Source organism: Streptomyces sp. SudanB25_2051, assembly GCF_964272635.1.
Lineage (GTDB): Bacteria > Actinomycetota > Actinomycetes > Streptomycetales > Streptomycetaceae > Streptomyces.
In genome coordinates, this window is sequence record NZ_OZ186787.1 from 5,378,206 (window position 1) to 5,403,038 (window position 24,833).

The 24,833-nt window shown below is 77.2% G+C and carries 12 protein-coding genes; 10 read left to right on the plus strand and 2 right to left on the minus strand.

The window, feature by feature from the left end; translation table 11 throughout:
• Positions 1-107: 107 nt before the first annotated feature.
• Complete coding sequence (locus ACSUPT_RS23775; protein ID WP_436945465.1) at positions 108-2,669, minus strand: polynucleotide kinase-phosphatase; 2,562 nt, start codon at positions 2,667-2,669, stop codon at positions 108-110.
• On the minus strand, positions 2,666-4,225 hold the full coding sequence (locus tag ACSUPT_RS23780; protein WP_436945466.1) for a 3' terminal RNA ribose 2'-O-methyltransferase Hen1: 1,560 nt from the start codon (positions 4,223-4,225) through the stop codon (positions 2,666-2,668). Before ACSUPT_RS23780 ends, ACSUPT_RS23775 begins: the two co-directional genes overlap by 4 nt.
• Before the next feature lie 499 nt (positions 4,226-4,724).
• Here ACSUPT_RS23780 and ACSUPT_RS23785 point away from each other — a divergent pair, with 499 nt between their 5' ends.
• The 10 genes from ACSUPT_RS23785 (at position 4,725) to ACSUPT_RS23830 (ending at position 24,811) form a co-directional block, all read left to right on the plus strand.
• On the plus strand, positions 4,725-5,450 hold the full coding sequence (locus tag ACSUPT_RS23785; RefSeq protein ID WP_351964928.1) for a Crp/Fnr family transcriptional regulator: 726 nt from the start codon (positions 4,725-4,727) through the stop codon (positions 5,448-5,450).
• Positions 5,451-5,718: 268 nt separating this feature from the next.
• Positions 5,719-6,534, plus strand: a complete 816-nt coding sequence (locus tag ACSUPT_RS23790) for a hypothetical protein (protein WP_351964927.1) — start codon at positions 5,719-5,721, stop codon at positions 6,532-6,534.
• Entirely contained in the window at positions 6,531-8,885 is a 2,355-nt protein-coding gene (locus ACSUPT_RS23795; RefSeq protein WP_436945467.1) for a hypothetical protein, read from the plus strand. Before ACSUPT_RS23790 ends, ACSUPT_RS23795 begins: the two co-directional genes overlap by 4 nt.
• Positions 8,882-10,294: a hypothetical protein gene (locus ACSUPT_RS23800; RefSeq protein ID WP_436945468.1), complete on the plus strand. Its 1,413-nt coding sequence runs from the start codon at positions 8,882-8,884 to the stop codon at positions 10,292-10,294. Before ACSUPT_RS23795 ends, ACSUPT_RS23800 begins: the two co-directional genes overlap by 4 nt.
• On the plus strand, positions 10,291-10,776 hold the full coding sequence (locus tag ACSUPT_RS23805) for a Pycsar system effector family protein (RefSeq protein ID WP_351964924.1): 486 nt from the start codon (positions 10,291-10,293) through the stop codon (positions 10,774-10,776). Before ACSUPT_RS23800 ends, ACSUPT_RS23805 begins: the two co-directional genes overlap by 4 nt.
• 7 nt (positions 10,777-10,783) lie before the next feature.
• Positions 10,784-13,336, plus strand: coding sequence for a VWA domain-containing protein (locus tag ACSUPT_RS23810; protein ID WP_399217796.1), 2,553 nt, complete (start codon positions 10,784-10,786; stop codon positions 13,334-13,336).
• 48 nt (positions 13,337-13,384) lie between these two features.
• On the plus strand, positions 13,385-16,735 hold the full coding sequence (locus ACSUPT_RS23815) for a tubulin-like doman-containing protein (RefSeq protein ID WP_436945469.1): 3,351 nt from the start codon (positions 13,385-13,387) through the stop codon (positions 16,733-16,735).
• Complete coding sequence (locus tag ACSUPT_RS23820) at positions 16,732-19,689, plus strand: hypothetical protein (protein WP_436945470.1); 2,958 nt, start codon at positions 16,732-16,734, stop codon at positions 19,687-19,689. Before ACSUPT_RS23815 ends, ACSUPT_RS23820 begins: the two co-directional genes overlap by 4 nt.
• The gene (locus ACSUPT_RS23825) at positions 19,686-21,758 is read left to right on the plus strand and encodes a hypothetical protein (protein WP_436945471.1); all 2,073 of its coding nucleotides are present in this window, start codon (positions 19,686-19,688) and stop codon (positions 21,756-21,758) included. The genes ACSUPT_RS23820 and ACSUPT_RS23825 overlap by 4 nt, the downstream gene beginning before the upstream one ends.
• Positions 21,758-24,811, plus strand: a complete 3,054-nt coding sequence (locus ACSUPT_RS23830) for a hypothetical protein (protein ID WP_436945472.1) — start codon at positions 21,758-21,760, stop codon at positions 24,809-24,811. Before ACSUPT_RS23825 ends, ACSUPT_RS23830 begins: the two co-directional genes overlap by 1 nt.
• The last annotated feature ends 22 nt before the right edge of the window (positions 24,812-24,833 follow it).

Sequence of the window (24,833 nt, forward strand, 5' to 3'; positions counted from 1 at the left end):
CCGACTGCGGCGCGGGCCCGACGGGGCGCGGGCACGACGGGCCGTCGGGCCCGACGGGGTGCGGGCCCGACGGGGCGCCGGGCACCACGACGCCCGGCGCCCCGCGCCTACAGGCGGGGGTCCACCGGCTCGGACTCCAGCGCCAGGACGGCGAAGACCGGTTCGTGGACCCGCCACAGGGGCTCCCCGTCGGCCAGCCGGTCCAGCGCCTCCAGCCCGAGGGCGTACTCGCGCAGGGCCAGCGACCGCTTGTGGCCGAGCGACCGCGAGCGCAGGCGCCGCAAGTTCTCCGGGCGGGTGTACTCGGGGCCGTACACGATCCGCAGGTACTCGCGGCCCCGGCACTTGACGCCCGGCTGCACCAGCCGCCCCGCACCGTCCCGCGCGAGCGCCCGGAGCGGCTTGACGACCATGCCCTCACCGCCTTCGCCGGTCAGCTCCAGCCACCAGTCGACACCGGCCCGCACGGACGCCTCGTCGCCCGTGTCCACCAGCAGGCGGCCCGTGCTCCGCAGCAGGCCCGTGCCGTCCGCCGCGACGAGCCGGTCGATCAGCGCGAGCTGCTCGTCGTGCGGCAGCCCGGTGAGGCTGCGGCCCCGCGCGGCGAGGATCTGGAAGGGCGCGAGCCGCATCCCGTCCAGCCCGTCGGTCGGCCAGCAGTACCGCCGGTACGCCTCGGTGAACGCCGTCGCGTCGGCCGCGCGCTCCCGCTGCCGCTCCAGCAGCGCGGACACGTCCACGCCCCGAGCGGCCACGGCCTCCAGCGCGGCCGTCGCGCCGGGCAGCGACGCCCCGGCGGCGGCGCCCACGGCGGCGTACTGCGAGCGCAGCAGCCCGCCGGCCTTCAGCGACCACGGCATCAGCTCGGCGTCCAGCAGCAGCCAGTCCGTGTCCAGCGCGTCCCACAGCCCGGCGGCCGTGACGGCCGCGCGCACCCGGTCGAGTACGGACTCGGTCGTCGCCTCGTCGCCGAAGAACGGCCGCCCGGTGCGGGTGTACAGGGAGCCGGTGGGGCCGTCCACGCCGAACCGCTCGCGTGCCGCGCCGGCGTCCCGGCAGACCAGGACCACGGCGCGCGATCCCATGTGCTTCTCCTCGCACACGACCTGTGCGACACCGTCGGCGGCGTACGCGGCGAACGCCTCCGCCGGGTGCTCCAGGAAGCCGTCGAGCCGCGAGGTCGGCGTGGGCGCCATCGTCGGCGGCAGATACGGCACGAGGCGGGGGTCGACGGCGAAGCGGCTCATGACCTCCAGCGCGGCGGCGGCGTTCTCCTCGCGCACCCCGACGTTGCCCGCGTGGCGGGTCTCCACGACGCGGCGGCCGTGCACATCGGCCAGGTCCAGCGGCCGGCCCTGGTGGCCGCCGGGGACGTCCGTGACCAGCGGCCGGGCCGGCTCGTACCAGACCCGCTCGGCGGGCACGTCCACGAGCTCCCGCTCCGGCCAGCGCAGCGCGGTCAGCTTCCCGCCGAAGACGGCACCGGTGTCGAGGCAGATCGTGTTGTTGACCCACGAGGTGTCCGGCACCGGCGTGTGCCCGTACACGACGGTGGCGCGGCCCCGGTACTCCTCCGCCCACGGATAGCGCACGGGCAGGCCGAACTCGTCGGTCTCGCCCGTCGTCTCGCCGTACAGGGCGTGCGAGCGGACCCGGCCGGACGTGCGGCCGTGGTACTTCTCCGGCAGACCGGCGTGGCACACCACGAGCCGGCCCCCGTCGAGCACGTAGTGGCTGACGAGCCCGTCGATGAACTCCCGCACCCGCTGCCGGAACGCGTCGTCCTCCCGCTCCAGCTGCCCGATCGTCTCGGCGAGGCCGTGGGTGTGCTGCACCTTGCGGCCGGACAGCCAGCGGGCCAGCTTGTTCTCGTGGTTGCCCGGCACGCACAGGGCGTCGCCCGACTCGACCATCCCCATGACGCGGCGCAGCACACCGGGGCTGTCGGGGCCCCGGTCCACCAGGTCGCCGACGAAGACGGCGGTGCGCCCCTCGGGGTGGCGCCCGTCGACGTAGCCGAGCTTGCCGAGCAGCGCCTCCAGTTCGGACGCGCAGCCGTGGACGTCCCCGACGATGTCGAACGGTCCGGTCAGGTGGCGCAGGTCGTTGTACCGCTTCTCCAGGACGACCTGGGCGGCCTCGATCTCCTCGACGCCGCGCAGCACGTGCACCTTGCGGAAGCCCTCGCGCTCCAGACCGCGCAGGGAGCGCCGCAGTTCGCCGCGGTGGCGGCGGATCACGTGGCGGGGCATGTCCGCGCGGTCGGGCCGGGCGGCGTTGCGGGCGGCGCACACCTCCTCGGGCACGTCGAGGACGATGGCTATGGGCAGCACATCGTGCTCGCGGGCCAGCCGCACCAGCTGCCGGCGCGCCTCGGCCTGCACGTTCGTCGCGTCGACGACGGTGAGCCGGCCGGCGGCGAGCCGCTTGGCGGCGATGTAGTGCAGCACGTCGAACGCGTCGCGGCTGGCGCTCTGGTCGTTCTCGTCGTCGGAGACCAGCCCGCGGCAGAAGTCCGACGAGACGACCTCGGTGGGCTTGAAGTGCCTGCGGGCGAAGGTGGACTTGCCGGAGCCGGTGGCGCCGATCAGCACCACGAGGGACAGGTCGGTGACGGGCAGGACGCGGGCCCGCGCGGCGGCGGGCTCCGTGACGGCGGTGGCGGTCATGCGGCCTTCTCCTCCTTCGTGGCGGTGGTGGCGGTGGCTGTCTGCGCGGCCGGGTCGGTCCGCATGGCCGCCTCGGTCGTCGCGGCCGGGACGGCCTTCCCGGCCGGGGCGGTGGTCTCGGTGAGGGTGAACACGGCCATCTGCGTGGGCGGGCCGACCTCCGGGTCCTCGGCCCCCACGGGCGTGTACGCCACCGTGTACCCGTGGCGTTCCGCGACGCCGTCCGCCCAGTCGCGGAACTCGGCGCGGGTCCACTCGAACCGGTGGTCGCCGTGGCGGACGTGCCCGGCGGGCAGGGTCTCCCAGCGGACGTTGTACTCGGCGTTCGGCGTCGTCACGAGCACGGTGCCGGGCCGCGCGGAGCCGAACACCGCGTACTCCAGGGCGGGCAGCCTCGGGAGGTCCACATGCTCGATCACCTCGCTGAGGACCGCCGCGTCGTAGCCCTTGAGCCGTGCGTCGGTGTACGTGAGGGAGCCCTGCGTCAGCCGGACGCGGGCCGCCTGCCGCTCGCCCATGCGGTCCAGACGCAGTCGGCGCGCGGCGACGGCGAGGGCCCGTACGGACACGTCGACGCCGACGATCTCCGTGAACCGCGGCTCCTTCAGCAGCTCCCGCAGCAGCTGCCCCTGACCGCAGCCCAGGTCGAGGACCCGGCTCGCGCCGGCGTCGCGCAGCGCGGCGAGGATCGCCTCGCGGCGCAGCACCGCCAGCGGCACGGGCCGCTCCTCGGTGTCGGTGTCCTCGTCGACGGCGTTGTCCAGCTCCTCGGCCTCCGTGTCGTCGGCCGCGGCCAGCCGCGCCAGCTCCAGGCGCTCCGTCGCCTCGCGCGTCAGGGACCGGCGGCGCGACAGATAGCGGTGGGTGATCAGCTGCTGTTCCGGGTGGCCGGGCAGCCAGCCCTCGCCGACCCGCAGCAGCTTGTCCACCTCGTCGGCCGACACCCAGTAGTGCTTGGAGTCGTCCAGCACCGGCAGCAGCACGTACAGATGGCGCAGCGCGTCGGCGAGGCGCAGCTCACCGTCGAGGACGAGCCGGACGTACCGGGAGTCGCCCCACTCGGGGAACCGCTCGTCCAGCGGCACCGGCTCGGCGGTGACCGTCCAGCCCAGCGGCGCGAACAGCCGGCGCACCAGGTCGGCGCCGCCCTTCGCGGGTACCGCCGGCACCTCGACGCGCAGCGGCAGCGCGGCCGCCGCCAGCTCGGGCCGGGCGGCGCACCGGCCGGCGAGCGCGCTGGAGAACACCTGGCCCAGCGCGACGGCGAGCAGCGAGGACGCGGCGTACGGGCGGTCGTTGACGTACTGGGCGAGTGCCGTGTCGGGGCTGCGGCCCTGATCGCGGCTGCCCTTGCCCCGGCGCACCAGCGCGACCGGATCCACCTCCAGCAGCAGCGCCGCCGTGCAGCGCTCGGCGCTCGCCTCCGGGTAGAGGACGTGGGCCGTGCCGTAGGAGGTGGAGAACTCCTGCGCCTTGTCGGGATGCTTGTGCAGCAGGAAGCCCAGGTCGGTCGCGGGTCGTTCGGGGGTACCGGTCGTACTGATCGTCAGGAACACCCGGTCAGTATCGGGGCCCCCGCCCGGCCCCGGCCAAGGGTTTTACCGCCCGGCCCCGCCACCCACCGCTCCCGGCTCCGGCCCCGCCACCCGTCGCACCCGGGCCCGCCACCGCCGACACCCGGCCCCGGCCCGTCCCCGCCACCCACCGCTCCCGGCCCCGACCCCGCCACCCGCCGCTCCCGGCCCCCGCCCCGCCTTGGCGCCGCGCGCCGGGGGCGCACGTACGGCGCACGGGGGCGGCCGTCCGGCGCGGCCCGGTCGCACTCGTGGCGCACACCGGAGAAGCCTGCGCCCGGTGCGCTTCCAGCCGTGTTGACGGGCCGGAACGGACCCCCTAGCGTTCTTCACCCCAAAGCAGTGACGCACCGTCAACACCATTGGCCACAAGGCCCGTTGAGCAGCCGCGCCAGTCGAACAGCGTGCGGACGCCCATGCGAAGCAATCGAACGCGCGACTGTCCGTCCGGATCCGCGGCGCGAGGGGGGAGGGGAGCGGAATGAGTCTTTTCGGCCAGGACCGCTCCTTCCTCGAAGCCCTCTCCGTCCAGGACCGCGGCGCCCTCCTCGCCAAGGGCCGGCGCCGCGTCTACGAACCGGGCGCGGTCATGATCCGGGAACGGGACACCGACGCCTACGTCCTGGTCCTGCTCTCCGGCTGGGCCGTCGTCTCCGTCAGCACCGAGCGCGGCAACCGCCTCATCCTCGCCCTGCGCGGCGGGGGAGAGGTCATCGGCGAACTCGCCACCGTGGACCAGGGCCCGCGCAGTGCCACCGTCACGGCGCTCGGCCGGGTCGAGGCGGTGCACGTACCCGGTGACCGGTTCCGCCAGTTCCTCGCCGCCCGCCCGCACGCCACCTCACTGATCATGCGGCAGCTCAGCGCCCGGCTGCGCAGCGCCGACGTCGAACGCCGCTCCCTCGCCTCCGAGACCGTCCTCCAGCGCCTCGCCGCCCGCCTCGCCGAACTCGCCGAGCGCGCCGGCCGGCCGGGCCCGCGCGGCACGGTCCTGGAGATCCCCCTGCCCCAGCACGACCTGGCCGCCGCCATCGGCGCCACCCGCGAGGCCGTCGCCAAGGCCCTGCGCCAACTGCGCGAACAGCAGATCGTGCGGACCGGCCAGCGCCAGGTCGTCGTCCTCGACATGCCCGCTCTCCTCCAGCTCGCCCAGGGCCGACCGGCCCGCCCGTCCGGACCGGCGAAGAAAACCCCGCCGGCTGTGTAAACGGCTACATCGCCCGCCGCCCGACCCGGCGAGGCTTGCCCTGTCACCACGAACACGACGACACACCACGACACCACGACCCGAGCACCACGCCGCGTCCGCGCGTCACCGGGGCCGGAGCCGCAGCGCCCCGCACGACGGCGCGGGCGGCCGCGACGCCCCGCCCCGCGCGGAAGGCCGCGGCCCGCGGCGCCACCACGCGCCGGACGCGCGCACCACCGCGGCGCACACGACACATCAGCAGCATTCACGGCACCAGGGAGTCCGAGTGAGCAGTGCGGGAGCCATCCACCGGCTGGTCGTCTACGGAGATGCCTGCGCCTCGGGGACGCTCGGCATCGACGCGAAGAGGCGTATGCGCGCCGCCATGTACGAGTCGTTCGGCGAGGCGTACGCGGCGATCGGCGTCGAGCCGGGCCACGTCCACCAGGAGGACCGGGGCGACGGCATCCTCGCCGCGCTGCGCCCCGACGTCCCGCCCACCCTCATGGTGGGACGCTGGATCGACACGCTCTACGAGTGCCTGCGCGAGCACAACGCGGGCCGCGACCCCAGGCTGCGGCTGCGCGTCGGCATGAACGCCGGCCTCGTCCTCGACGACGGCCAGGGGCTCGTGGGCCGCGCCGTGGACCTCGCCTGCCGGCTCTGCGACAGCGCGACCGCCAAGGGGATCATGGACCGCGCCCCCGGCGCCGACCTGCTCGTCGTCGTCTCCGGATGGCTGTACGACAACGTGGTCGCCGAGGGCGGCCGGTACGTCGAACCGGGCCACTACCGGCCCGCCCGCGTCAGCGCCAAGGAGACCGACGAGACCGCCTGGTTCCTCCTGCCCCGGCACCCCGCACCACCCCTGCCGGACGATCCCGGAGGGCAGCCCGCAGGCACCCGGAGCCCCGCGCCCGGTGCCGCACCGACCGGCGGTGGGCCGACGACGGGGGACGGCCCACCGCCCCGCACCGCCGACGCGCCCCCGCCCGGCCGCAGCTACCGGGCGGGGGGCGACCTCCAGGTCTTCGAGGGCAACACCATCAGCGGCGGGTTCACCGGCATCCGCAAGGACCGCGACGGAGGTGAGCGCGCATGACCGACCACGACGAGGCCGCCCAGCCCGACCACCGCGACACCGACACCGCACCCGGCGGCGGCCCCCAGCCCGAGGACCGCGACCGCGACCGTGACCGAGACCGCGACCGGGACAGGGATCGCGACCGCGACCGGGACCGCGACGGCTCCGACGGCGAGCGCGAGCCGGAACCCCCGCCCAACCCCTTCGACCACGCCGGACGCAACCCGCTCGGCGGGTCCGGCGGCACCGGGGGCGCCGGCACCGCCCACGCCGCCCGCACCACCTTCGAACACGGCCGAGCCGAACGCCGCTACGACTTCCGCGGCGACGGCCAGGTCTTCGAGGACAACACCTTCATCAGCCAGTTCTGGATCGACTCCGGGCCGCCCGCCGTCCAGGGCGCCGTACCGGAGGAGACGCTGGCCCGCCTCACGGACATCTACTGCGAGACCACCGGCTACCAGCGGATGAAGCAGCTCCTGCGCTCCTGCGGCCTCCTCGTCCTCACCGGCGAATCCGGCAGCGGCCGCACCGCCACCGCCCTCGCCCTGCTCTCCGAGCTGACCGACGACCACGTCACGCGCCTCGACCCGTCCACCGCCGTCCACACGATCGGCGACGACGCCCTCCAGCCCGGCCACGGCTACCTGCTGGAACTGCCGCCCGAGCACGGCTCCGACCCCGAGCCAGGTGACGAGGACCGGACGGCGCCCCGCCGGCGCCGCCTGACCGAACTGCACCTCGACCGGTTCAGCGGCCAGCTCCGCGCCAAGGGCTCGTACGGCGTCGTCATCGTCGAGAGCGGCGACCTCGCCGACCGGATCCTCCAGGGCCGCTACGGCGCGTTCTGCCCGCCCCCGCCGCCCGCCGACGTCCTCCACCGCCATCTGCGCACCCTGCTGCGCGGCGAACCCGACGGCGCGCTCGACGCCGCCCGCGCGCTCGCCGCCCACGACGACGTGGTGCGCGCCCTCGGCCTGGACGAGCTGCGCCCCCGCGAGGCCGCCCGCCTCGCCGACCACCTCGCCCGCCACCAGAAGGGCGAACTGACCCGCGAGCAACTGCTGGAGGACTGCGGCGCGTTCGTCCGCGCCCAGGCCCGCTCCTGGTTCGCCGGCGCGGACCGGCCCGGCACCCTCCCCGAGGCGCTGCCCGCGCTGAACGCCGCCGCGTTCCGGATCGCCGTCGCCGTCTTCAACGGCTCCGCGTACAGCCTCACCGCCGAGGCCGCCGAACTGCTCGCCTGGGAACTCGCCGTCACCCTCGACCCCGAACACCCCACCGGACGGCGCCTGTTCGGCACCCACGCCGACAACAGGCCGGTCGTGGCCCGCTCCGTCGTGGAGGACGGCGAACTCGACCTGGGCGCCGCCCGCGTACCCGCCCGCGTCATCCGCTTCCAGGGCGACGCCCTCGCCACCGCCGTCCTGCACGAGGTGTGGCACGGCCACCACAACGTCCGCGGCCCCGTCACCCGGTGGCTGCGCGGCCTGTGCGACGACCCCCGCCCCGAGGTGTGGGTCCGCGCGTCCATCGCCGCGGGCGTCCTGTGCTCCTGGGACTGGGTGTACGGCTTCGGGGAGCTCGTCCGCCCCCTCGCCGCGCTCGACGGGCGCGTCCCGCGCATGGCCGCCGCCACCGCCCTCGCCGAGGCCGCCCGCGACCCGCGCGTCCAGCCGGCCGTCGCCGCCGTCCTGCGCGACTGGGCCCGCGCCGGCGACCCCGCGCTCCTCGACACGGCCGTCCTCGCCCACGGCTACGCCCTGCCCGCCGCGTCCGTCCGCTCCTCCCTCGACGCGCTCGGCTCGGTCGTGCGGTCCGACGAGGGCCAGGACCCCGACGTGCTCGCCACCGCCTCGTTCAGCGTCGTACGCCTCCTGGCGTCCGCCGAACCCGAGACGGTCGTCGAACGCCTCGGCCACTGGCTCGGCGACGGCCGGCGCGCCCTCGCCGACCTCGCCCTCCTCACCGCCATCGGCACCCTCACCCTGCGCACCACCCACCTGTGGGGCCTCACGGAGGTGCCGCACCTCGAACCGCACGGCCGCCGGCCGCTGCTGCCGGCGCTGCTCGCCACCCGTCCCGGCCTCACCGCGCCGCTGGCCGGGCTCGTCCGCGCCGCCCTCGCCACGCCCCGCTCCGGCGAACCCGCCCTGGACGGCCTCGGGTCGCTGCTGCGGCGCGCCGCCCGGGACCCCGAGACCCTCCCGGTGATCTGCGGCTTCCTGCCGCTGCTCGCCACCACCCCCCGGGACCGCGACCGGTTGCGCGGCCTGCTCACGGGGCTCGTACGCGACCGGGACAAGCCACTCGACAAGTCCGCGGCCCGCCGCATGTGGGACGCCGTGGCGGAAGGAGCCGAGCGATGAACCCCGGGCCCGACCCGTACGCCCCCGGCAGCGACGACGAACCCGACGGCGAGTCGCCCGGCACCCGGCCGCGCGGACCGCTGCTGCGCGAGTGCCGTCCGCCCTACAAGCGGACCAGCGGCCGCGTCGCCGCCGTCCTGCTCTACCGCAACGGCGGCCACCGCGTGGAGTCGCCCGACCGGACCGAGGACTTCCGCAAGCCGCGCTTCGGCAGCCCGTACACCGTCTTCGAGGTACTGCTCGGCCGCAACGTCACCGAGTTCGACCTCGAACTGCCCGCCGCCGGCGACGGGGTGTCGTTCCGCGCCAAGGCGAGCGTCCAGTGGGAGGTCGACGACCCGCACCTGGTCGTCACCCGCCAGGTGTGGGACGCCGCCGAACTCCTGCGCGACGACCTCCTCGACGGGCTGCGCGCGATCTCCCGCCGGTTCGGGATCACCGAGGCCCAGCGCGCCGACGAGGCCGTACGGGACGAACTGGCCGCCGGGCGGCTGCACCTCGGCCGCGACCTGGGGCTGAGCACCCGCGTCCATGTCTTCTTCGACCTCGACCGGGACGTGAAGGGCCAGCTCGCCGAGGCCGACCGGACCCTCGTCGGCATGGGCGTCGACCGGCGCGTCGCCGAGCGGGAGCGCCGCAAGGAGGCGTACGACCGCCGGCTCCTCGCCGAACGGGCCCGCGAGCTGCAGGCGATGCTCCAGCAGGGGGAGGCCGCGCAGATCGCCTACCACATGGCCGCCAACCCGGACAAGCAGTGGGAGATCCGCCGGCAGCTGCTCGCCGAGGAGCGGGAGGGCAAGGCGGACTTCCTCGCCGTGCTCCACCGGCTCATCGACACGGGCGTGATCGAGCGCCACGACCTGGACCAGATGACCTACCAGGTGCTGGAGCACCTGCGCAGCAGCAGCGGGGGCGTACTCGGCGGCGTCGCGGACCGGGTGCTCGACCTTCCGCCGGCGCCCCGGCCCCCGGCCCTCACCGACGGCGGCACCCCCCGGCGGCCCGCCGCCGCGCAGCCGGCCGAGCCGGTCAGCCCGCCCTGGGAGGACGAGCCCGCCGCCCGCGCCGCCCTCGCGGACGACGACGACCCGCACCGCGTCCACGAGCCGACACACGTCCAGTCCGCCGGCGAACGCGAGCGGGAACGGGAGCGGGAACGGGAACGGGAGCGCGAACGGCGCCGGGACGGCGCCCCCCGGACCGGCGACCGGTACGGCTCCGGTGACAGGTACGACACCGGCGACCGGTACGGCGGAGGCGACCGTTACGGCAGCGGCGACCGCTACGACACCGGAGACCGCTACGGCAGCGGTGACCGTCACGGAGGCGACGCCTCGTACCGCCGTCCCGCGTCCGGCGCCCCGGCCGCCCCGCCCAGCGCCGACTTCGACGACTGGGACGACGAATGAGCGGCACCCCGGCGCCCCCGGACGAGGTCCGCGCCCTCGCCGAGCGCCTGCTGGGCTCCGTACGCGAGGACATAGGGCGCGCCGACACGAAGGCGGCGATCCTGCTGTCCGGCGCGCTCGCCTTCCTCGCCGTCGTCTTCGCCCGCGACCCCGGCCAGTTCAGCGCGCGGGGCGCGGCCGCCGTGCTCCTGGCCGCGGGCGCGGCGCTGTGGGGCGCGGGGATGCTGATGCTCGTCGGCGTCGTCCTGCCCCGCACCCGCGTCGGCGCCGACCGCACGCTGCTGCGCGACCTCGCCGCGGGCGCACCCGCCGGGGCGCTGCTCGACCGGCTCGCCGAGGCGGGCACCGACACGACCTCCTGGCTGCTGGACCAGGCCAGCGTCCACGGACAGGTCCTGGCCGCCAAGTACCGCTGGCTGCGCGCGGGCGTCCTCTGCCTGGCCCTGGGCGCGGCGCTCGCCCTCCTGAGTGAACTGTGGTGACGAAGACATGCGACTGACCAGCCCCCGACGGGCCGTGAGAGCCGCGGCCCTGGCCGCCGCCCTGGCCCTGGCGGCCCTGACGCCCGCACCGCCCCCGGCCGTCGCCGCCGGGGCGCACCCGGCGCGCGGCGCGGCGCACCAGGCGGCCGTTACGCCCGCCGCGCCCCCGGACGGCGCCGACCCGGTCGACTTCGCCATCGTCGTCGACCAGTCCGACAGCCTCTCCGACGACGATCTGGCCCGCGAGGTCGAAGCCGCCGCGCTCCTCGCGCAGGGGGAGATCTCCGACCGCTCCCGCGCCACCGTCATCGGCTTCGGCAGCTCCGAGAAGCCCGGCCAGTCGCCCGTACGGGAGGTGTGCCCGCTCACCGTCGCCGACTCCGCCGGACGGCAGCGGCTCAGCGACTGCGTGCAGCTGCTCGCCCGACGCGACGCCGCCCGCGTCGGGCCCGGCACGGACTTCCCGGCCGCCATCCGCCAGGCCGTCGGACGCCTCACCGAGCGGGACGAACCGGCCGTCCCGAAGGTCGTGTTCCTCCTCACCGACGGCCGCCTCGACGTGGACGACAGCCCCGAGTACGGCGCCGACCCGGAGAGCCGCAGGGCCAACGGGCTGAAGCGGCTCGCCGACGAACTGGCCCGCGCCCGCCAGGAGAAGGTGCAGATCTGGCCGCTCGGCTTCGGCAAGGCCATCGACCGGGCCGCTCTCACCCGCATGGCCGAGGGCGGCTACCGCGGCGGCTGCGCCGACCTGCCCTCCGCCACCCCCCGCATGCGGGTCGTCGCCGACTCGACCGGCATCGACGCGGCGCTGCAGGAGACGTTCGCCGCAGCCCGCTGCGCCAAGGTCACCGCAGGCGACTCCAAGCGGCCCCCGGCCGACCTGTTCGTGACGATCCCGCCGACCGCCACCGACGGCTCCATCACCGTCAGCAAGCACGACCCGAAGGTCACCGTCACCTACTACGACCCGCGCGGCCGCAAGGTCCCGGCGAACGGCCGCTTCGACGGCTCCACCTTCGAACTCAGTGGCCAGGGCGGCCCCGTGGAGGCGCTGCGCGTCAGCGACCCGCTGCCCGGCCGGTGGCGCGCCCGCGTCGAGGCGCCCGAGGGCCACCGGGACCGCGAGGTCGCCGTCCGCGCCATCTGGCAGGGGAAGCTCCGCTCGTCCGTCGTCGTCGGCCCCGCGGCGCCCCGCCCCGGCGAGCGCGCCGTGGTGGAGGTCCGCATGCAGACCCGCCGGGGCGTCTTCATCACCGACCCGGCGCAGCTCGCCGGCATCAAGGTCACCGGGGAGCTCGCCGGGGACGGCTTCACGCCCGTCGCCTTCACCCTCGCCGACGACGGCCGCGCCCCGGACCGCACGGCGTCCGACGTGCGGTTCACCGGAACCGTCACCGTCCCGGCCGGGGCCACCGGCGCACTGCGGTTCACCACCCGCATGGCCGCGCCCGGCGTCACCTCCGACCTGCGCCCGCTGCACACCGTACGCGGCGAACCCGCGCCCGCCGTGGTCGCCGGGCTCACCGTGGACCGTACGACCGTGCACCCCGGCGGCACCGTCCGGGGCACCCTGTCCGTCACCAACAACGACGGCTCCCCGCACACCCTGCGGCTCGCCCTCGCCGACCAGGCGGCCGGGACCGAACTGCGCGTCGAGCCGGCGACCGTCACCGTCGGGCCGGGCAGCCGCCGCGACACCCCCTTCACCCTGCGGGTCGGCCCCGGCACCCCGGCCGGCGACATCGGCGGGAAGATCACCGCCGTCGACGCGGCGGCGCCGGACGTGCCGCTGGCCGCCGCGTTCCTGGACGTCCGGGTCGAGGCGCCGCCGTCGTGGCTCGACCGCTGGTGGCCCGCCCTCGCGGGCGGCGGCGTCGCCGTGCTGCTCCTCGGGGTGCTCCTCGCCGTCTACCTGCGCGAGGTCCGCAAGCGGCTCGACCTGGCGGGCGTCGAACTGGAGCTGCTGCGCGACGGCCGCGGCCTGGACCGGCTCACCGTGCGCAGCGGGCAGAGCCGCCGCGGCAGGTACGCCTTCACCGTCGAGCAGTCCCGCGGCGCGGCCCCCACCCTCCACCGCGCCGGCCCCGGCGCGCGCGGAGCGCACCAGCTGACCGCCACCTTCGGCGGGGAGCTGCGGCTGCGCCCCCGCGGCGGCCAGGAGCGACCCGTACGCAACGGCGCCGTCATCGGCCTGGACGACGATCTCGAACTCGCCGTCCACGACGGCAGGAGGTCCGGCGCCCGCTCCTTTGGCGCCCGCTCCTTTGGCGCACGCCCGTCGGGCGCCGCAGCGTGGGCCAGCCGCCCGCCCGGACACCACACGTCCGCCGACCGCACGTCCGCCGACCGCACCGGCGGCGACGGCGGCACCGGCGGGGGATGGCGCGCCCGGATGCCGTTCGGCGCCCGCCGCACGCCCCCGCCGCGGCCCGGAGGCGACGACACCGGCGGCGCCCCCGCCTGGACCGGCGCCGGACCGGACACCGGGGACGCCCGCGGCGGCCGCCCCGGACGTCCCGGCGAGCGCGGGGCCGACCCGGACAACGAGTACTTCTGACGGCCGCACCGCACGACGGGGCGCGCCCGCGCCCCGAGGGGAGACGCAATGAAGATCTACCAGCCCATGCTCTTCGTCGGACTGGGCGGCACCGGCGGGAAGATCGGAGCCGAACTGGAGCGCAGCCTGCGCCGCGAACTGTGCGGCCCCGACGGCACCCGGCTCGTGGACGGCGGCCGCCGCGCCCCGTACCAGCTGCCCGACTGCCTCCAGTTCGTGTACGCCGACTTCAGCGAGGGCGACGCGCAGGCGCGGCTCGGGGCGCCCGGTGTGGAGGGCGCCGCCTACGCGCGGACCGCCCGCGTCGTGAACGACCTGCTGCCCGCCGGGTTCGAGGGCTCCACCGACGTGACCCGGATGCTGCGCGTCGCCCTGCCCGAGGAGACCCGCGACTGGCTCCCCCCGGACGTCCGCCAGCCCCGCGTCGCCCCGCTCTACAACGGCGCGGGACAGCTGCCCACCGTGGGCCGCGCCGCGCTGTTCGCCACCCTCCACAGCGGCCTCGAGAACGTCCTGCGCCCGCTGCGCGCCGCGATCGGGGCCATCGGCAGCTCGGCGGGCGACCTCCAGCGGCTGGGCGGCGGACGCATCCGCGGCTGCGACGTCTTCGTCGCGTTCTCCGTCGCGGGCGGCACCGGCGCCGGCATCTACCACGACTTCCTCCACCTCATCGGGCACGAGTTCGGCAACGCCCGGGTGCCCGGAGTGAAGATCTACCCGCTCGTCGTCATGCCGTCCGCGTTCCCGCCCGAGGCCGGCGGCGGCCGCGAGGCCGAACTCAACGGCGCCCGCGCCCTGGTGGACATCTCACGGCTCGTCGACGACCAGAACATGCCCGCCGCCGACTCCGACGTGGGCGACGTCGAGCACCGCTCCCGGATCAGCGTCCGCTACCCCGGCGACACCGTCGTACGGCTGCGCGCCTCCACCGCCCAGACCGCCTTCCTGTTCAGCAAGCCCGCAGTCATCCGCAACGAGGACCTGCGCCGCTCCATCACGGCCCTCGTCATGTCCCTCATCGGCACGGAACTGTCCGACCGGAGCACCGACGCCCAGGACTACCAGTCGTTCGCCGAGAGCTTCATCAACAAGGGCGTGGAACGCTCCCGGCACGCCCGCTCCGGCATCGGCTACCGCAGCCTGTCCACCACGCTCGCCGCGTCCCTCACCACCCCGGTCGACGACCTCGCCGAGATCGTCGCCGCCCGCCTCCTCGCCCAGGCCGTGCGCGCCATGGACGAGCGCGCCCGCCAGCCCGTCAAGGACGGCACCGCCCGCGTACGGGACATGTTCGAGAAGGCCCGCGTCGACGCCCTGTGGAACCGGGCCGCACCCGACATCCCCGAGCCCGAGGTACCGCCCCGCGGCAGCCGCGCCGTGACGGAGGCCCTGCACACCCGCCTCGGCGACATGAAGGACGCCCTCGCGCGCCTCGAACGCGACCTCGCCCGCGACATGCCGCGGATGGTGGAGGAGTTCCAGCCCGGCAGCGCCGTCCGCGCCCTCCTCGGCACGTACGGGCCGTTCGGCACCGGCACCGTCCTCCAGGGGCTGCGCGGCCACCCGGAGCGGGTCGCCGAGGCCGGCTTCACCGGCATGCTCGACAACCGCCGCAGCGAACCCCACCGCCCCGCCCACGTCCAGCGGGACGCCCCGCACGTGCCCAAGATCAAGGGGCCGGCGGGCGGCCTCGTACCGGCCCGCTGGAGCGACCCCGTCCCACGGGACGCCAAGGCCGAGCAGGACGACTGGTACCGCTGGCGGGCCCACCTGCTGTGGCACCGCGCCTGGCAGGACGGCGAGTCGCAGTGGCGTCCGGTGCTCAACCGCGCCGCGCAGGAACTGGACGAGCTCGTCAAGGCGCTGCGCGGGCACGCCGACGAGGAGGGCAAGGCCTTCGCCGCCCGCCGCCGCGAGCTGTACCGCGACGACCGCAAGGGCGTCTGCTACCTGCTGCCGCCGCAGAACAGCCTGCGCGTCTTCTACGACGACGTCGTCCAGCGCCTCGGCCGCAGCCTGCGCCTGCCCGAGGAGAGCATGGACGCGGCCGGCATCCTCGACGCGCTCGTGGAGCCCCAGGACTGGCGGCGTGCCCTGGAGGCCGTGCGCCACTCCCACGGCGCCGCCGTCAAGGAGATCAAGCAGGTCCTGGAGGGACGCGTCAAGCAGCTGTTCGGCGAGCGCGGCGAAGCGATCAACGAGCGCCCCCTCCTGCCGCCGATGGCACTGCTGCTGCGCGCCGCCGCCGGCGACGAGGCGGCCGAGGCGGCGGTGGACCCCCGCTGGCTGGAGCAGTTCCGCGCCCAGGTCGCCGGGCTCCTGCCCGTCGGCTTCACCCCCGACGGCACGGGCTCCCTCAAGGTGCTGATCACCTATCCGCGCAGCGAGGGGGACAGCCGCACCTCCGAGTACCTGAAGAAGGCGCTCTACCTCCCCCCGCACGCCGGTGTCGAACTGCGGGCCGTCGACTCGGAGTCCATCACCGTCGCCCTGTTCCGCAGCGAGATGAGCCTCACCGACATCTCCGAGGTCCGGGGACTGCTCAAACTGTGGTCGGAGGCGCGGGAGGCGGGCCGCTCCGACGACTTCCTGTCGTGGCGGCAGCGGCTCGGCTACCGGGACGACTGGCTCGTCAGCACCGAGGAGGACCGGCGCCACATCCTCCACCGCGTCCTGTGCGCCATGTGGAACGGGCTCGTCGGCCACGACGGCGACGCCGCGTCCCCGGACGTCGTGCGCATCCGCCTCCAGCGCGGCGAGTCCTCCACCATGGCGCTGCGCGTGGAGCCGTACGACGGGCAGCTGTCGAGCTGGGCCGGGCTGCTCCGGGCGTACGAGCGCACCGCGCTGCTGGAGGAGGAGTCGGTCATCGGGGTGTTCTGCGACCGGCTGATGAACATGCGCCCCGACGGCCTGACCACCGCGCCGGTCAAACCCTCCCCGCTGTTCCTGTACTTCCTGGAGGAGGTCGCGCCGCGCGAACTGGCCCGCGTCCAGGAGCTCACCGACCGGTGGGGCGCGGAGGAATGGCTGGAGCCGGTACGGCACTTCTGGGCGCGGACCCTGCCCGCCGCGCTCGACAGGCCCTTCGAACTGGAGGGCAAGGGCTCGGCGGGATCGCTGCGCGAGCTGTACCGGCGCCACCGCCGCGAGCAGGACGAGCGGCACACCGCTCCCGCCCCGCCCGCGGCCCCCGGCAGCGGCACCCACCCGCCGCAGCCGGCCCCGCAGCACCCCCCGTACCACCCGCACCACGCCCCGCCCCACCGGCCGGAGGCCGAGTCCCGCCACGAGTCCTTCCCGGAGCCCCGCCCCGCGCCCCGACCGGACAGCGCCGCACCCGCCCCCGCCGAACCGCAGACCGGCTCCGCGCCCACGTACCCCTGGGACGAAGAGTGAACCTCCGCGACACCCCCGGAACCTCCCCGGCGCACCGGCTCCCCGGCCGCGCCGTGCCCCTCGACCTGCGCCGGGCGCACGGCGCCGACGCGGTGCGCGCCGCGCTCGACACCCCGCAGCACGACGACGAGCGGCGGTTCCTCGTCGTGGACGACGCCGACCGGCTCGTCGCCCACCAACTGCTGTACGAACGCCTCTACTCGTACGGCCCCGCCCGGGTCCTGTGCGTCGCCGTCGGCGCCCCCGCCGAAACCGCGCCCGGCACCGGACCGGGCCCGTGGGCCGGCGTGCTGCGCCGCCCCCTGAGCCTGCGGCCGCCCGCCGCCGGCGTGCTGTGGGTGCTCGACCCGCGCACCGGCGGCGACCCCGACGGGCTGCGCCCGCTCATCCAGCTCCTCTGCCAGCCCGAGGTGTTCGACGCCGTCCTGCACGGCCTGGGCGGACTGGTCCACGGCGTCGCCGTCCCCTCGGTGCGGGTGGTGGAGCACGACCTGAGCGAGGAGGCCCGCACCCGCGCGTGGAAGGAGGCGCTCGCCGCGCTCGCCGGCCAGGACGTGGCGGGCGGCGGCCCCGGCGACTCCGTACCGCCCGAACTCGCCGTGCTGCTGGACGACTCGCTGCCCGAGGCCGTCGCCGGGCACCGGTGGCTGGAGCCGTCGGGGCCCGCCGCCGCCCGCCGCCGCGCCTGCGACGACGCGCTGGAGGACGCCCGCGCGGGCCGCCGGCTGGCGCGCGGCGCCGGCGGGCTGTTCGGCCGGGGCTCCCGCCACGCCGACCTGCCCGGCCGGCTCGTCGGCCTCGGCCGCGCCCTGGAGGCCTACCGGGACACCGTCGCCGGGGCGTTCACCGACGCGGACGGCGTACGGCTCACCCGCGAGCAGCGGTCCCGGCTCCTGGAGCGCGGCATCGACCTGCCCGACCTGCCCGCCGCGTCCCGCACCCGCGTCGTGCCCGCCCTGCGGGACCTCACCGAGCACCTGCTGGACCAGCCGCTGCCGCTGCGGACCGCCGCCGCGCGGCTCACCGCCCTGTCCGACCGGTCGGCCCCGGCGGGCAGCGCGGCCCGGCTGGCCCGCCTCGACGAGCTGTGCGCCCCGGCCTATCTGCGCCACCTGGCCGGGCCGCCGCCGTTCCGCGCGGGCGGCACGGCGCCCGGGGCGGCCCTGTCGGCGCTCGTACCGGCGTGCGCGGCGGGCCTGTGGCCGGGTCCCGGCTGGCTCCTGGGCCCGGCGGCCGGCGTACTGGCGGCCGGGCTCGGCGCCCTGATGTGGCGCCACCGCCCGAACCGCTCCGCCGACGGCCGCTACGACGGCGGGGGCACCACCCGGATCGCGGCCCGGCTCCTGGGCGGCCTCGCGGGCGGCACGGCCGGCGCCGTCGCCGGTTCCCTGCTGGGCCTGCCCGCGTGGGCCGGGGCGGTGGCGGCGGCCGTGGCGCTGGTCGGCGCGGTCGTCCTCGCCGTACGGGACTGGACGTCGTCGGTGGACGCCTGGTGGCGGGGCACCGACGCCGACCACGCCGCGCGGGTCGTCACCGGCGTGGACCGGCTCCTGGCGGAGACCGCCGTGCACGACTGGCTCCTCGCCGACGCGCGGCGCCACTGCGCGGACGGCGCCCGCGCGGTCGCCCTCCTGCTGCGGGCCCTCGCGGCGACCGCCGACGCGTACGGGGAGGACGGCGCGCCCGGGCAGGGCGCCGCCGCCGTGCCGGGGCCCCGCGCCGCCGCCCCGGAGCCCGCCCCGGCGGCCGGGGCTGAGGACGGCACGGGGCTGTGGGAGTGGGACACGTGGACCGACGGCGCCGAGGAGGACGACTGGTTCGGCGCGGCCGCGCCCCCGGCGACCGCGCCGGAACGCGACCCGTACGGCTCCGGCGACGACGCGTACGGCACCCGGGACCCGTACGGCCCCGACGACCCGTACGGCGCCGGGGACCCGTACGGCTCCGACAGCCCGTTCGGCACGCCCGGCCCCGGCGCCCCGGCGGACCCGTACGAGCCGGCGGACGGCCACGGCGCGGGGAGCCCCCACGGCGCCGACGCCACCGGGCGCCCCGCCCACCCGTACGACACGCCGGCCCCGGCCCACCCCTACGACCGCACAGGCGGCCCCGCCCACCCGTACGAGGCCGCCGACCGCGTGCACGACCCGGACGACGAGGAGGCGCGGATCATCGGCCCCGCCTACGAGGCCGTACCCGACCCGGCCCGCGACCCGTTCCCCGGACCCTTCACCGACCCGGCACCCGACCCGCTCCGGGCGGCGCGGGACGACGGCCGGGCGCCCTTCCACGTCCCCGAGGACCCGCCCTGGCTGGAGCGGGAGCGCGGCGACGGCGGCCCCGACCTGGTGGACACCCTCGTCGCGGACCTGGCGTCCGGCACCCGCCGCATCCTCGCCCCCTGCTGGGTGCGCGTCGAACGCGACCCCGCCCTCGCCGGGCGCACCCCGCTCGACGAGCCGATGCGGGACCTGCTGGACGAGGTGCGCGGGCGCCTCCTGCGCGACGCCGCGACCTCCCCGCCCCCGTACGACCCGCACCCCGCGCGGCGCCCGGACGCCACCCGCATGACCGGCGTCGCCCCCGACCGGGTGGCCGAACTCCTCGCGCCCGGCGGCGACACGGAGCCGACCCTCCCGCTGTGCGGCCCGCGGCACCGGCGGCTGCTGTCCGCCGACCCGCTGGCCGTGCACCGGGTCCGCTTCGCGCCCGAGGCGTTCCGGCGCGGCGCCGGTGAACCGGACGGCCGGGACCGGCACGGGCCGCGCACCGGGGCCGCCGGGACGCGCGGCGCCGACCACACCCCGTACGCCGGGACCGCCGAGTACGCCGAGGACGTGGTGTGGACGCCGACGGGCCGCCACGCCGGCCTGCTGGGCCTCGTACCGCTGCGCGGCGACGCCGTGCGGACGGTCCGCGAGGAGACGCCCGGAGAGGACGGCGACCCGTCATGAGCCGGCCCCGCAGGCCGGACGGGGAGCTGGCCTTCCTCACCCCCCGGGGCGTCCAGCGGCGCCTGCCCGCCCGCTTCGGACCCGACAGCGAACCGCCCGGCCGCCCCGGCGTGCTGGCCCGCACGGTCACCCTCGCCGACCGGACCGTCCTGCAGTACCGCATCGGCCCCGGCGACCCACGCGCGCACGCCGCCCTGGAACGGGAGACCGCGGCCGCCGTCGCCCTGGAACGGCGCTACGGTGACAAGGGGTTCGGGGAGGTCTTCACCCGTCTCGTCGGCCACGACCTCGACGCGCCCGAGCCGTTCGTCCTCTACCGGATCGCGGACTGCGCGCCGCTCTCCGCGTACCGCGGCACGCTCGGCGTGCGCGAACAGCAGGCGATCGCGGGCCAACTCGCCCTCGCCGTCCGCCTGCTGGAGGACGCCGGGCTGGTGTACCGGGCGATCGGCCCCGACACGGCCGGCTGGAACGGCACGCACGTGCGGCTCGCCGAACCGTACGCCGCGCTGCGCGCCGGGGAGCCCCGCGAGGCGTACGGCGCCGCCCCCTGGGCGTCCCCCGAGCAGCGCGGCGGCATCGGCACGGCCGACCCCCGCGACGACCTGTGGTCCGCCGCCCAGCTGGTGTACTACCTGGTCGCCGGCCGGCCCGACCGGGGCGCCGGCCCACCGGCCGACCTCGCCGACTTCCGCGGGCTCTCCGCGCTGCACCGGAGCGGCGTCTTCGCCCCCCGCGCCGCCGGCCGCCCCGCCCCGGCCGAGCTGATGCGCCTGCTGAACGTGCCCGACCCGCTCGCCGTGGCCCCCGGCGACCCCGACCCGCTGCACACCGGGCGCGCCGAGTACGACCGCCAGATCGCCCGCAAACGCGCCGACCTGGGCCTCGACCGGCCCCCGCCCGCGCCCGAGACGCACGAGGGCCGCACCTGGTGGCCGTTCCGCCGCCCCGCCGCGGCGCCCCCGCCGCCCCCGGCCGTCCCGGTCCCGCCCGCCGCCGAGGCGACGTCGCAGGAACGGCTGTGCCCGCACTGCCTGCTGCCCGTCGTCTACGACCCGTCGCGCCTCGTCACCATCGACCCCACCGGCGACCGCTTCCCGCTGGACCTGAGCGGCGACCTGCCGCCCGCCCACGTCCGGGACCTGCTGCGCACCGCGTACCAGCTCTGCCCGTACGCCGACGAGGACAACCTGCACGAGCTGCCCGTCCCGTACCTCACCCACGGCCGCCCCCTGACCATCGCCCTCGTCGGCAGCTCCGGCGCCGGCAAGACCCATCTGCTGGCCGCGATGCTCGGCGAGGTCGAGCAGGGCGGCCTGGAGCCGTACGGCCTCAAATGCCTGCCCCTGAACCCGGACACGCACCGCGCGTTCCTGCGCGACCGGGTGCAGAGCCTCCTCCAGGGCCGGGAGCTGGGCCGCACCGGGCAGCAGACGTTCGCCCGGTTCGCCGACGGGCTCCTCGTCACCGGCAGCGGCCCGACCCGGCCGGTCGTCTTCTTCGACCTCGCCGGGGAGGACCTCGCGCAGGACAGCGAGGTGGCGCGGTTCCTCACCGGCGTCGACGCGTTCGTGTTCGTCCTCGACCCGCTGCGCGCCCTGCGCCTCGCCTCCCTCGACCCGGTCCGCGAGCTGAACGGGATGCGGCTGCGCGACCTGGGCGACGAGGCGTTCACCACCGTCCTCAACCGCATCCCGCGCGGCTCGGGACCCTACGTCGCGGCGCCCACCGCCATCGCCGTCAACAAGAGCGACCTCGTCCGCGTCGAACCGGCCGTCGACCGGTGGCTCGGCCGCGCCCTGCCGCCGGAGTTCCGGCCGGACGAGGTGAGCGCCGAGAGCCGCGACGTCCACGCCTTCGTCGCCCGGCACGCCAGCCAGGCGTGGCTGCGGCCGTTCGACGACTGCGCCCGCTGCACGCTCCACTTCGTCGCGGCGACCGGCGGGCAGGCCCGCGACGACCGCTTCCCGCACGGCGTCCGCCCCCGCCGGGTCCTGGCGCCCCTGTTGTCGATCTTCGCCATGTGCGGGCTGCTGCCGGGCGTGGACCACGGAGAGGTAGGGATCTGATGCCCCCGCAGGACAGCCGCAACGACAGGCCCGCCGGCGGCCGCGGCGACGGCCACACCGACCAGATCGTCTTCCGCTGGGACACCGACAACCTCTCGGGCACCACCGGGTTCGGCCCGGTCGCCTGGTCCTGCGCCCCCGAACTGGCCGACGCCGTCTTCCGCGGGGCCGCCCCGCTGCTGCGCGCCACCGGCGAGGCAACGGCGCCCGCGCTGCTGCGCCTGGAGAACGGCGACCGGGCGCTGCTGGTGCGCCGCGCGCCGTGGCGGGACGCGGGCGGCAGGGCGGGCACCGTCTGCCACGCCCTGATGGGCCCGGCCGCCGTCCTCGACCCCGCGACCTGCCTGGGCCTGTACGACTGGTCGTGGGAGGGCGGCGACCTGCCGCTGGCCGAGGTGCGGGGCCGTCTGCCGAGGGTGCCGGAGGCGGCGCTGCTGCCCGCCGCCGACTCGGGGCAGTACCTGCTGACGCGGGGCCTCGCCGGGGCCCGGCGCGAACTGGTCGGCGCCGTCGCGGAGTTCCTGCGCCACCAGAACGCCGGGTTCACCTTCCTCGACCCGACGGGCGGGACGGCCTGCCGGGTGCTGTGGGGGCTGCACGGCATCTTCGGCGGCGGGGCGACGCGGCGGTGGACGTTCGCCACGCACGACACGGCCGAGTCGGACCAGCTGCGGTTCGTCTTCGTCAGCCGCTGGAGCGGCGGGACGTCCGGGAGCGGTGCCCGGCGCCGCAGCGACCCGGCCGAGCGGCGCGGCGACCGGGCCGAGTCCGTCGCCGAGCGGCTGGTCCGCCACCAACTGCGGGAGGCGTACGCGGTGTCGTCGGCGCTGCAGCGGGCGGCGCAGGACCTGCGCGGGATCCGGGGCGGCCCGGTGCCGCTGCTGGACCTGGCGGAGGCGGCCCTGTCGGACCTGCCGCCCCTGCCGGCCGACCCACCGGACCGGGCGGCCACGGGGACGGGGGACAGGCGGGGGCGTGACCTGTACGGGGCGGATGGTGGACCCGGGCGTGACCCGTACGGCGCGGGTCGCGGGGCCGAGCGTGATCCGTATGGTGCGGATGGTGGGCCTGGACGTGACCCGTATGGGGCGCATGGTGGGCCCGGGCGTGACCCGTACGGCGCGGGCCGCGGGGCAGAGCGTGAGCCGTACGCGGCCGGGGAGCGCCCTGACCCGGACCTGTACGGCGCGGGGGAGCGCCGTGGTCCGGAGCCGTACGGGACGGGGGAGCGCCGTGACCGGGAGGCGCACAGGGCCGCCGGGCGCGGACCCGGCAGGGACGCCGGGCGCGACCCCTACGGGGCGGGCGCCGCACCGGACGCGGCCGACGCCCCGACCGGTCCCGGGCACGCCCCCGCGGGCCCCGCGCCCGCACCCGTCGGCACGCCCCGGCAGGGCGCGCCGGTCCGCGTGGTGGCGCCCGAGTGGGCGGCGCCGTCCGGGGAGCGGCCGAAGGCGCGCTGGCGGCGGGGTGGCACGTCGCCCCGGCGGGGCCCCGCCGACGAGGAGCTGCTGCGTGCCCTGCGGGAGAGCGGCCGGTACGACACGCTGTCGGCCCTGGTGGCCGAAGCCGCCGAGCGGTGGCCGTCCTGGGACCGCGGCCGGCGGACGGCCCTGTGCTCCGCGCTCCTGGACAGGGAGCTGTTCGTCACCGGCCCGGCGGCCGCGGGCACTCCGGACGACGAGGTGCGGGCCGCCAACGCCGCCTCGCTGTACCGCTGGGCCGTACGGCCCCTGCTGGACGACCCGGCCCTCGCGGCGCGGGTGACGGAGCTGCTGCCGCGCCTGTACTCGGGGCCGTACCGGGCGGCTCGGGCCGCGGTCGACCAGATCGCGCGCGGCCGGGCACCGGGCCTGCCCGAACCGGTCTGGCAGGCGCTGTTCCGCTCGGCCGCCGCCCCGCCCCCGAAGACCCCCGCCCCGCCCCCGCCGCCCCGCCCACCGGCCGCCGCGCCGACGACACGGCACTCCACCCGGCCGGCCGCGGAAGGCCCCGGCGACGCCACGGCACCCCGCCGCGACGACACCCGCGGCCCCTGGGCGTACGGCGGCCGACCGGACGGGCGCGCGGGGGAGCGGCCCCGCTCGGGCGCGCATCCGGCCGCCTCCCGGCCCGCGTACGACGAGCCGGGCAGCGAGGACCCGCCGCACGCCGACCGCCCGCCGCCCGACCGGCCCCGCCCCGCCGGCCCCGAGGGTCCCCGGCAGAGCGCCGCCCCCGGGCACACCCTGCGCGCCGCACCGCCGGACCGCCTCGCGGGCGGGGTACGGGAGGACGCCGACCTCACGGTCCCGGCCCCCCGCCGCAGCGCCCCCGCCACCACCGGCCCGGGGGAGACGGGTCCCAGGCCGACCGGCCACGAGACCGCCGACCGCGCCACCACCGGCCGCGCGACCCCGTCGGAGGCGCCGCGCGACCCCATGCCCCCCGCCGCCCCGGCACCCGGCCCGCGCCCGGGAAGCGCCCCGCGCCCCGCGCCCCGCCCGGCCCCCCGCACCGGGGAGCCCGCTGACGACGGCCCCCGCACCGGGCAGTCGGCTTACGACGGCCCCCGCACCGGGCAGCCCGCTGACGACGATGCCCGCACCCAGGGCTCCGCCCACGGCGACCCCCGCACCGGCCGGCCCGCCCACGACGACCCCCGTACCGAGGACTCCACCCACAACGACCCCCGTACCGGGGACTCCACCTACGGCGAGCCCCGTACCGACCTGCCCGCGCACGGCGACCAGCGCGCCGGACACCCCCCGCTCCCCGAACACCCGCCGGCGCCGGCCGGCCCGGCACCCGTTCCGCCCGCCCGCACCGTGCCCCCCGACCGCCCGGCCCGTGACATCCCGGCGGACGACGGCCCGGCCCCCGACGGCCCGACCCCCGGCCGCCCGGCCCAGGGCGCCCCGGCGTCCGACGGGCGGCGGGCGCGCGAGGGGACCGGGCCGCCCGCCCCGGACGGCATGGACAGGCGGCCGTACGTCGTGTTCGGCGCGGGCACCGGCGTGATCCTCGTGCTCCTCGGCGTCCTCGTCGCGGTGACACTCCGCGCCTGCGGCTGACCATGACGGTGTAACGGGCGCC

Excerpts from the sequence above, each read along its gene's own strand:
- ACSUPT_RS23810 (WP_399217796.1), top strand. The coding sequence starts at position 10,784 with ATGCGACTGACCAGCCCCCGACGGGCCGTGAGAGCCGCGGCCCTGGCC.
- ACSUPT_RS23800 (WP_436945468.1), top strand. The coding sequence starts at position 8,882 with ATGAACCCCGGGCCCGACCCGTACGCCCCCGGCAGCGACGACGAACCC.
- ACSUPT_RS23815 (WP_436945469.1), top strand. The coding sequence starts at position 13,385 with ATGAAGATCTACCAGCCCATGCTCTTCGTCGGACTGGGCGGCACCGGC.
- ACSUPT_RS23830 (WP_436945472.1), top strand. The coding sequence starts at position 21,758 with ATGCCCCCGCAGGACAGCCGCAACGACAGGCCCGCCGGCGGCCGCGGC.
- ACSUPT_RS23825 (WP_436945471.1), top strand. The coding sequence starts at position 19,686 with ATGAGCCGGCCCCGCAGGCCGGACGGGGAGCTGGCCTTCCTCACCCCC.
- ACSUPT_RS23775 (WP_436945465.1), bottom strand. The coding sequence starts at position 2,669 with ATGACCGCCACCGCCGTCACGGAGCCCGCCGCCGCGCGGGCCCGCGTC.
- ACSUPT_RS23805 (WP_351964924.1), top strand. The coding sequence starts at position 10,291 with ATGAGCGGCACCCCGGCGCCCCCGGACGAGGTCCGCGCCCTCGCCGAG.
- ACSUPT_RS23785 (WP_351964928.1), top strand. The coding sequence starts at position 4,725 with ATGAGTCTTTTCGGCCAGGACCGCTCCTTCCTCGAAGCCCTCTCCGTC.
- ACSUPT_RS23795 (WP_436945467.1), top strand. The coding sequence starts at position 6,531 with ATGACCGACCACGACGAGGCCGCCCAGCCCGACCACCGCGACACCGAC.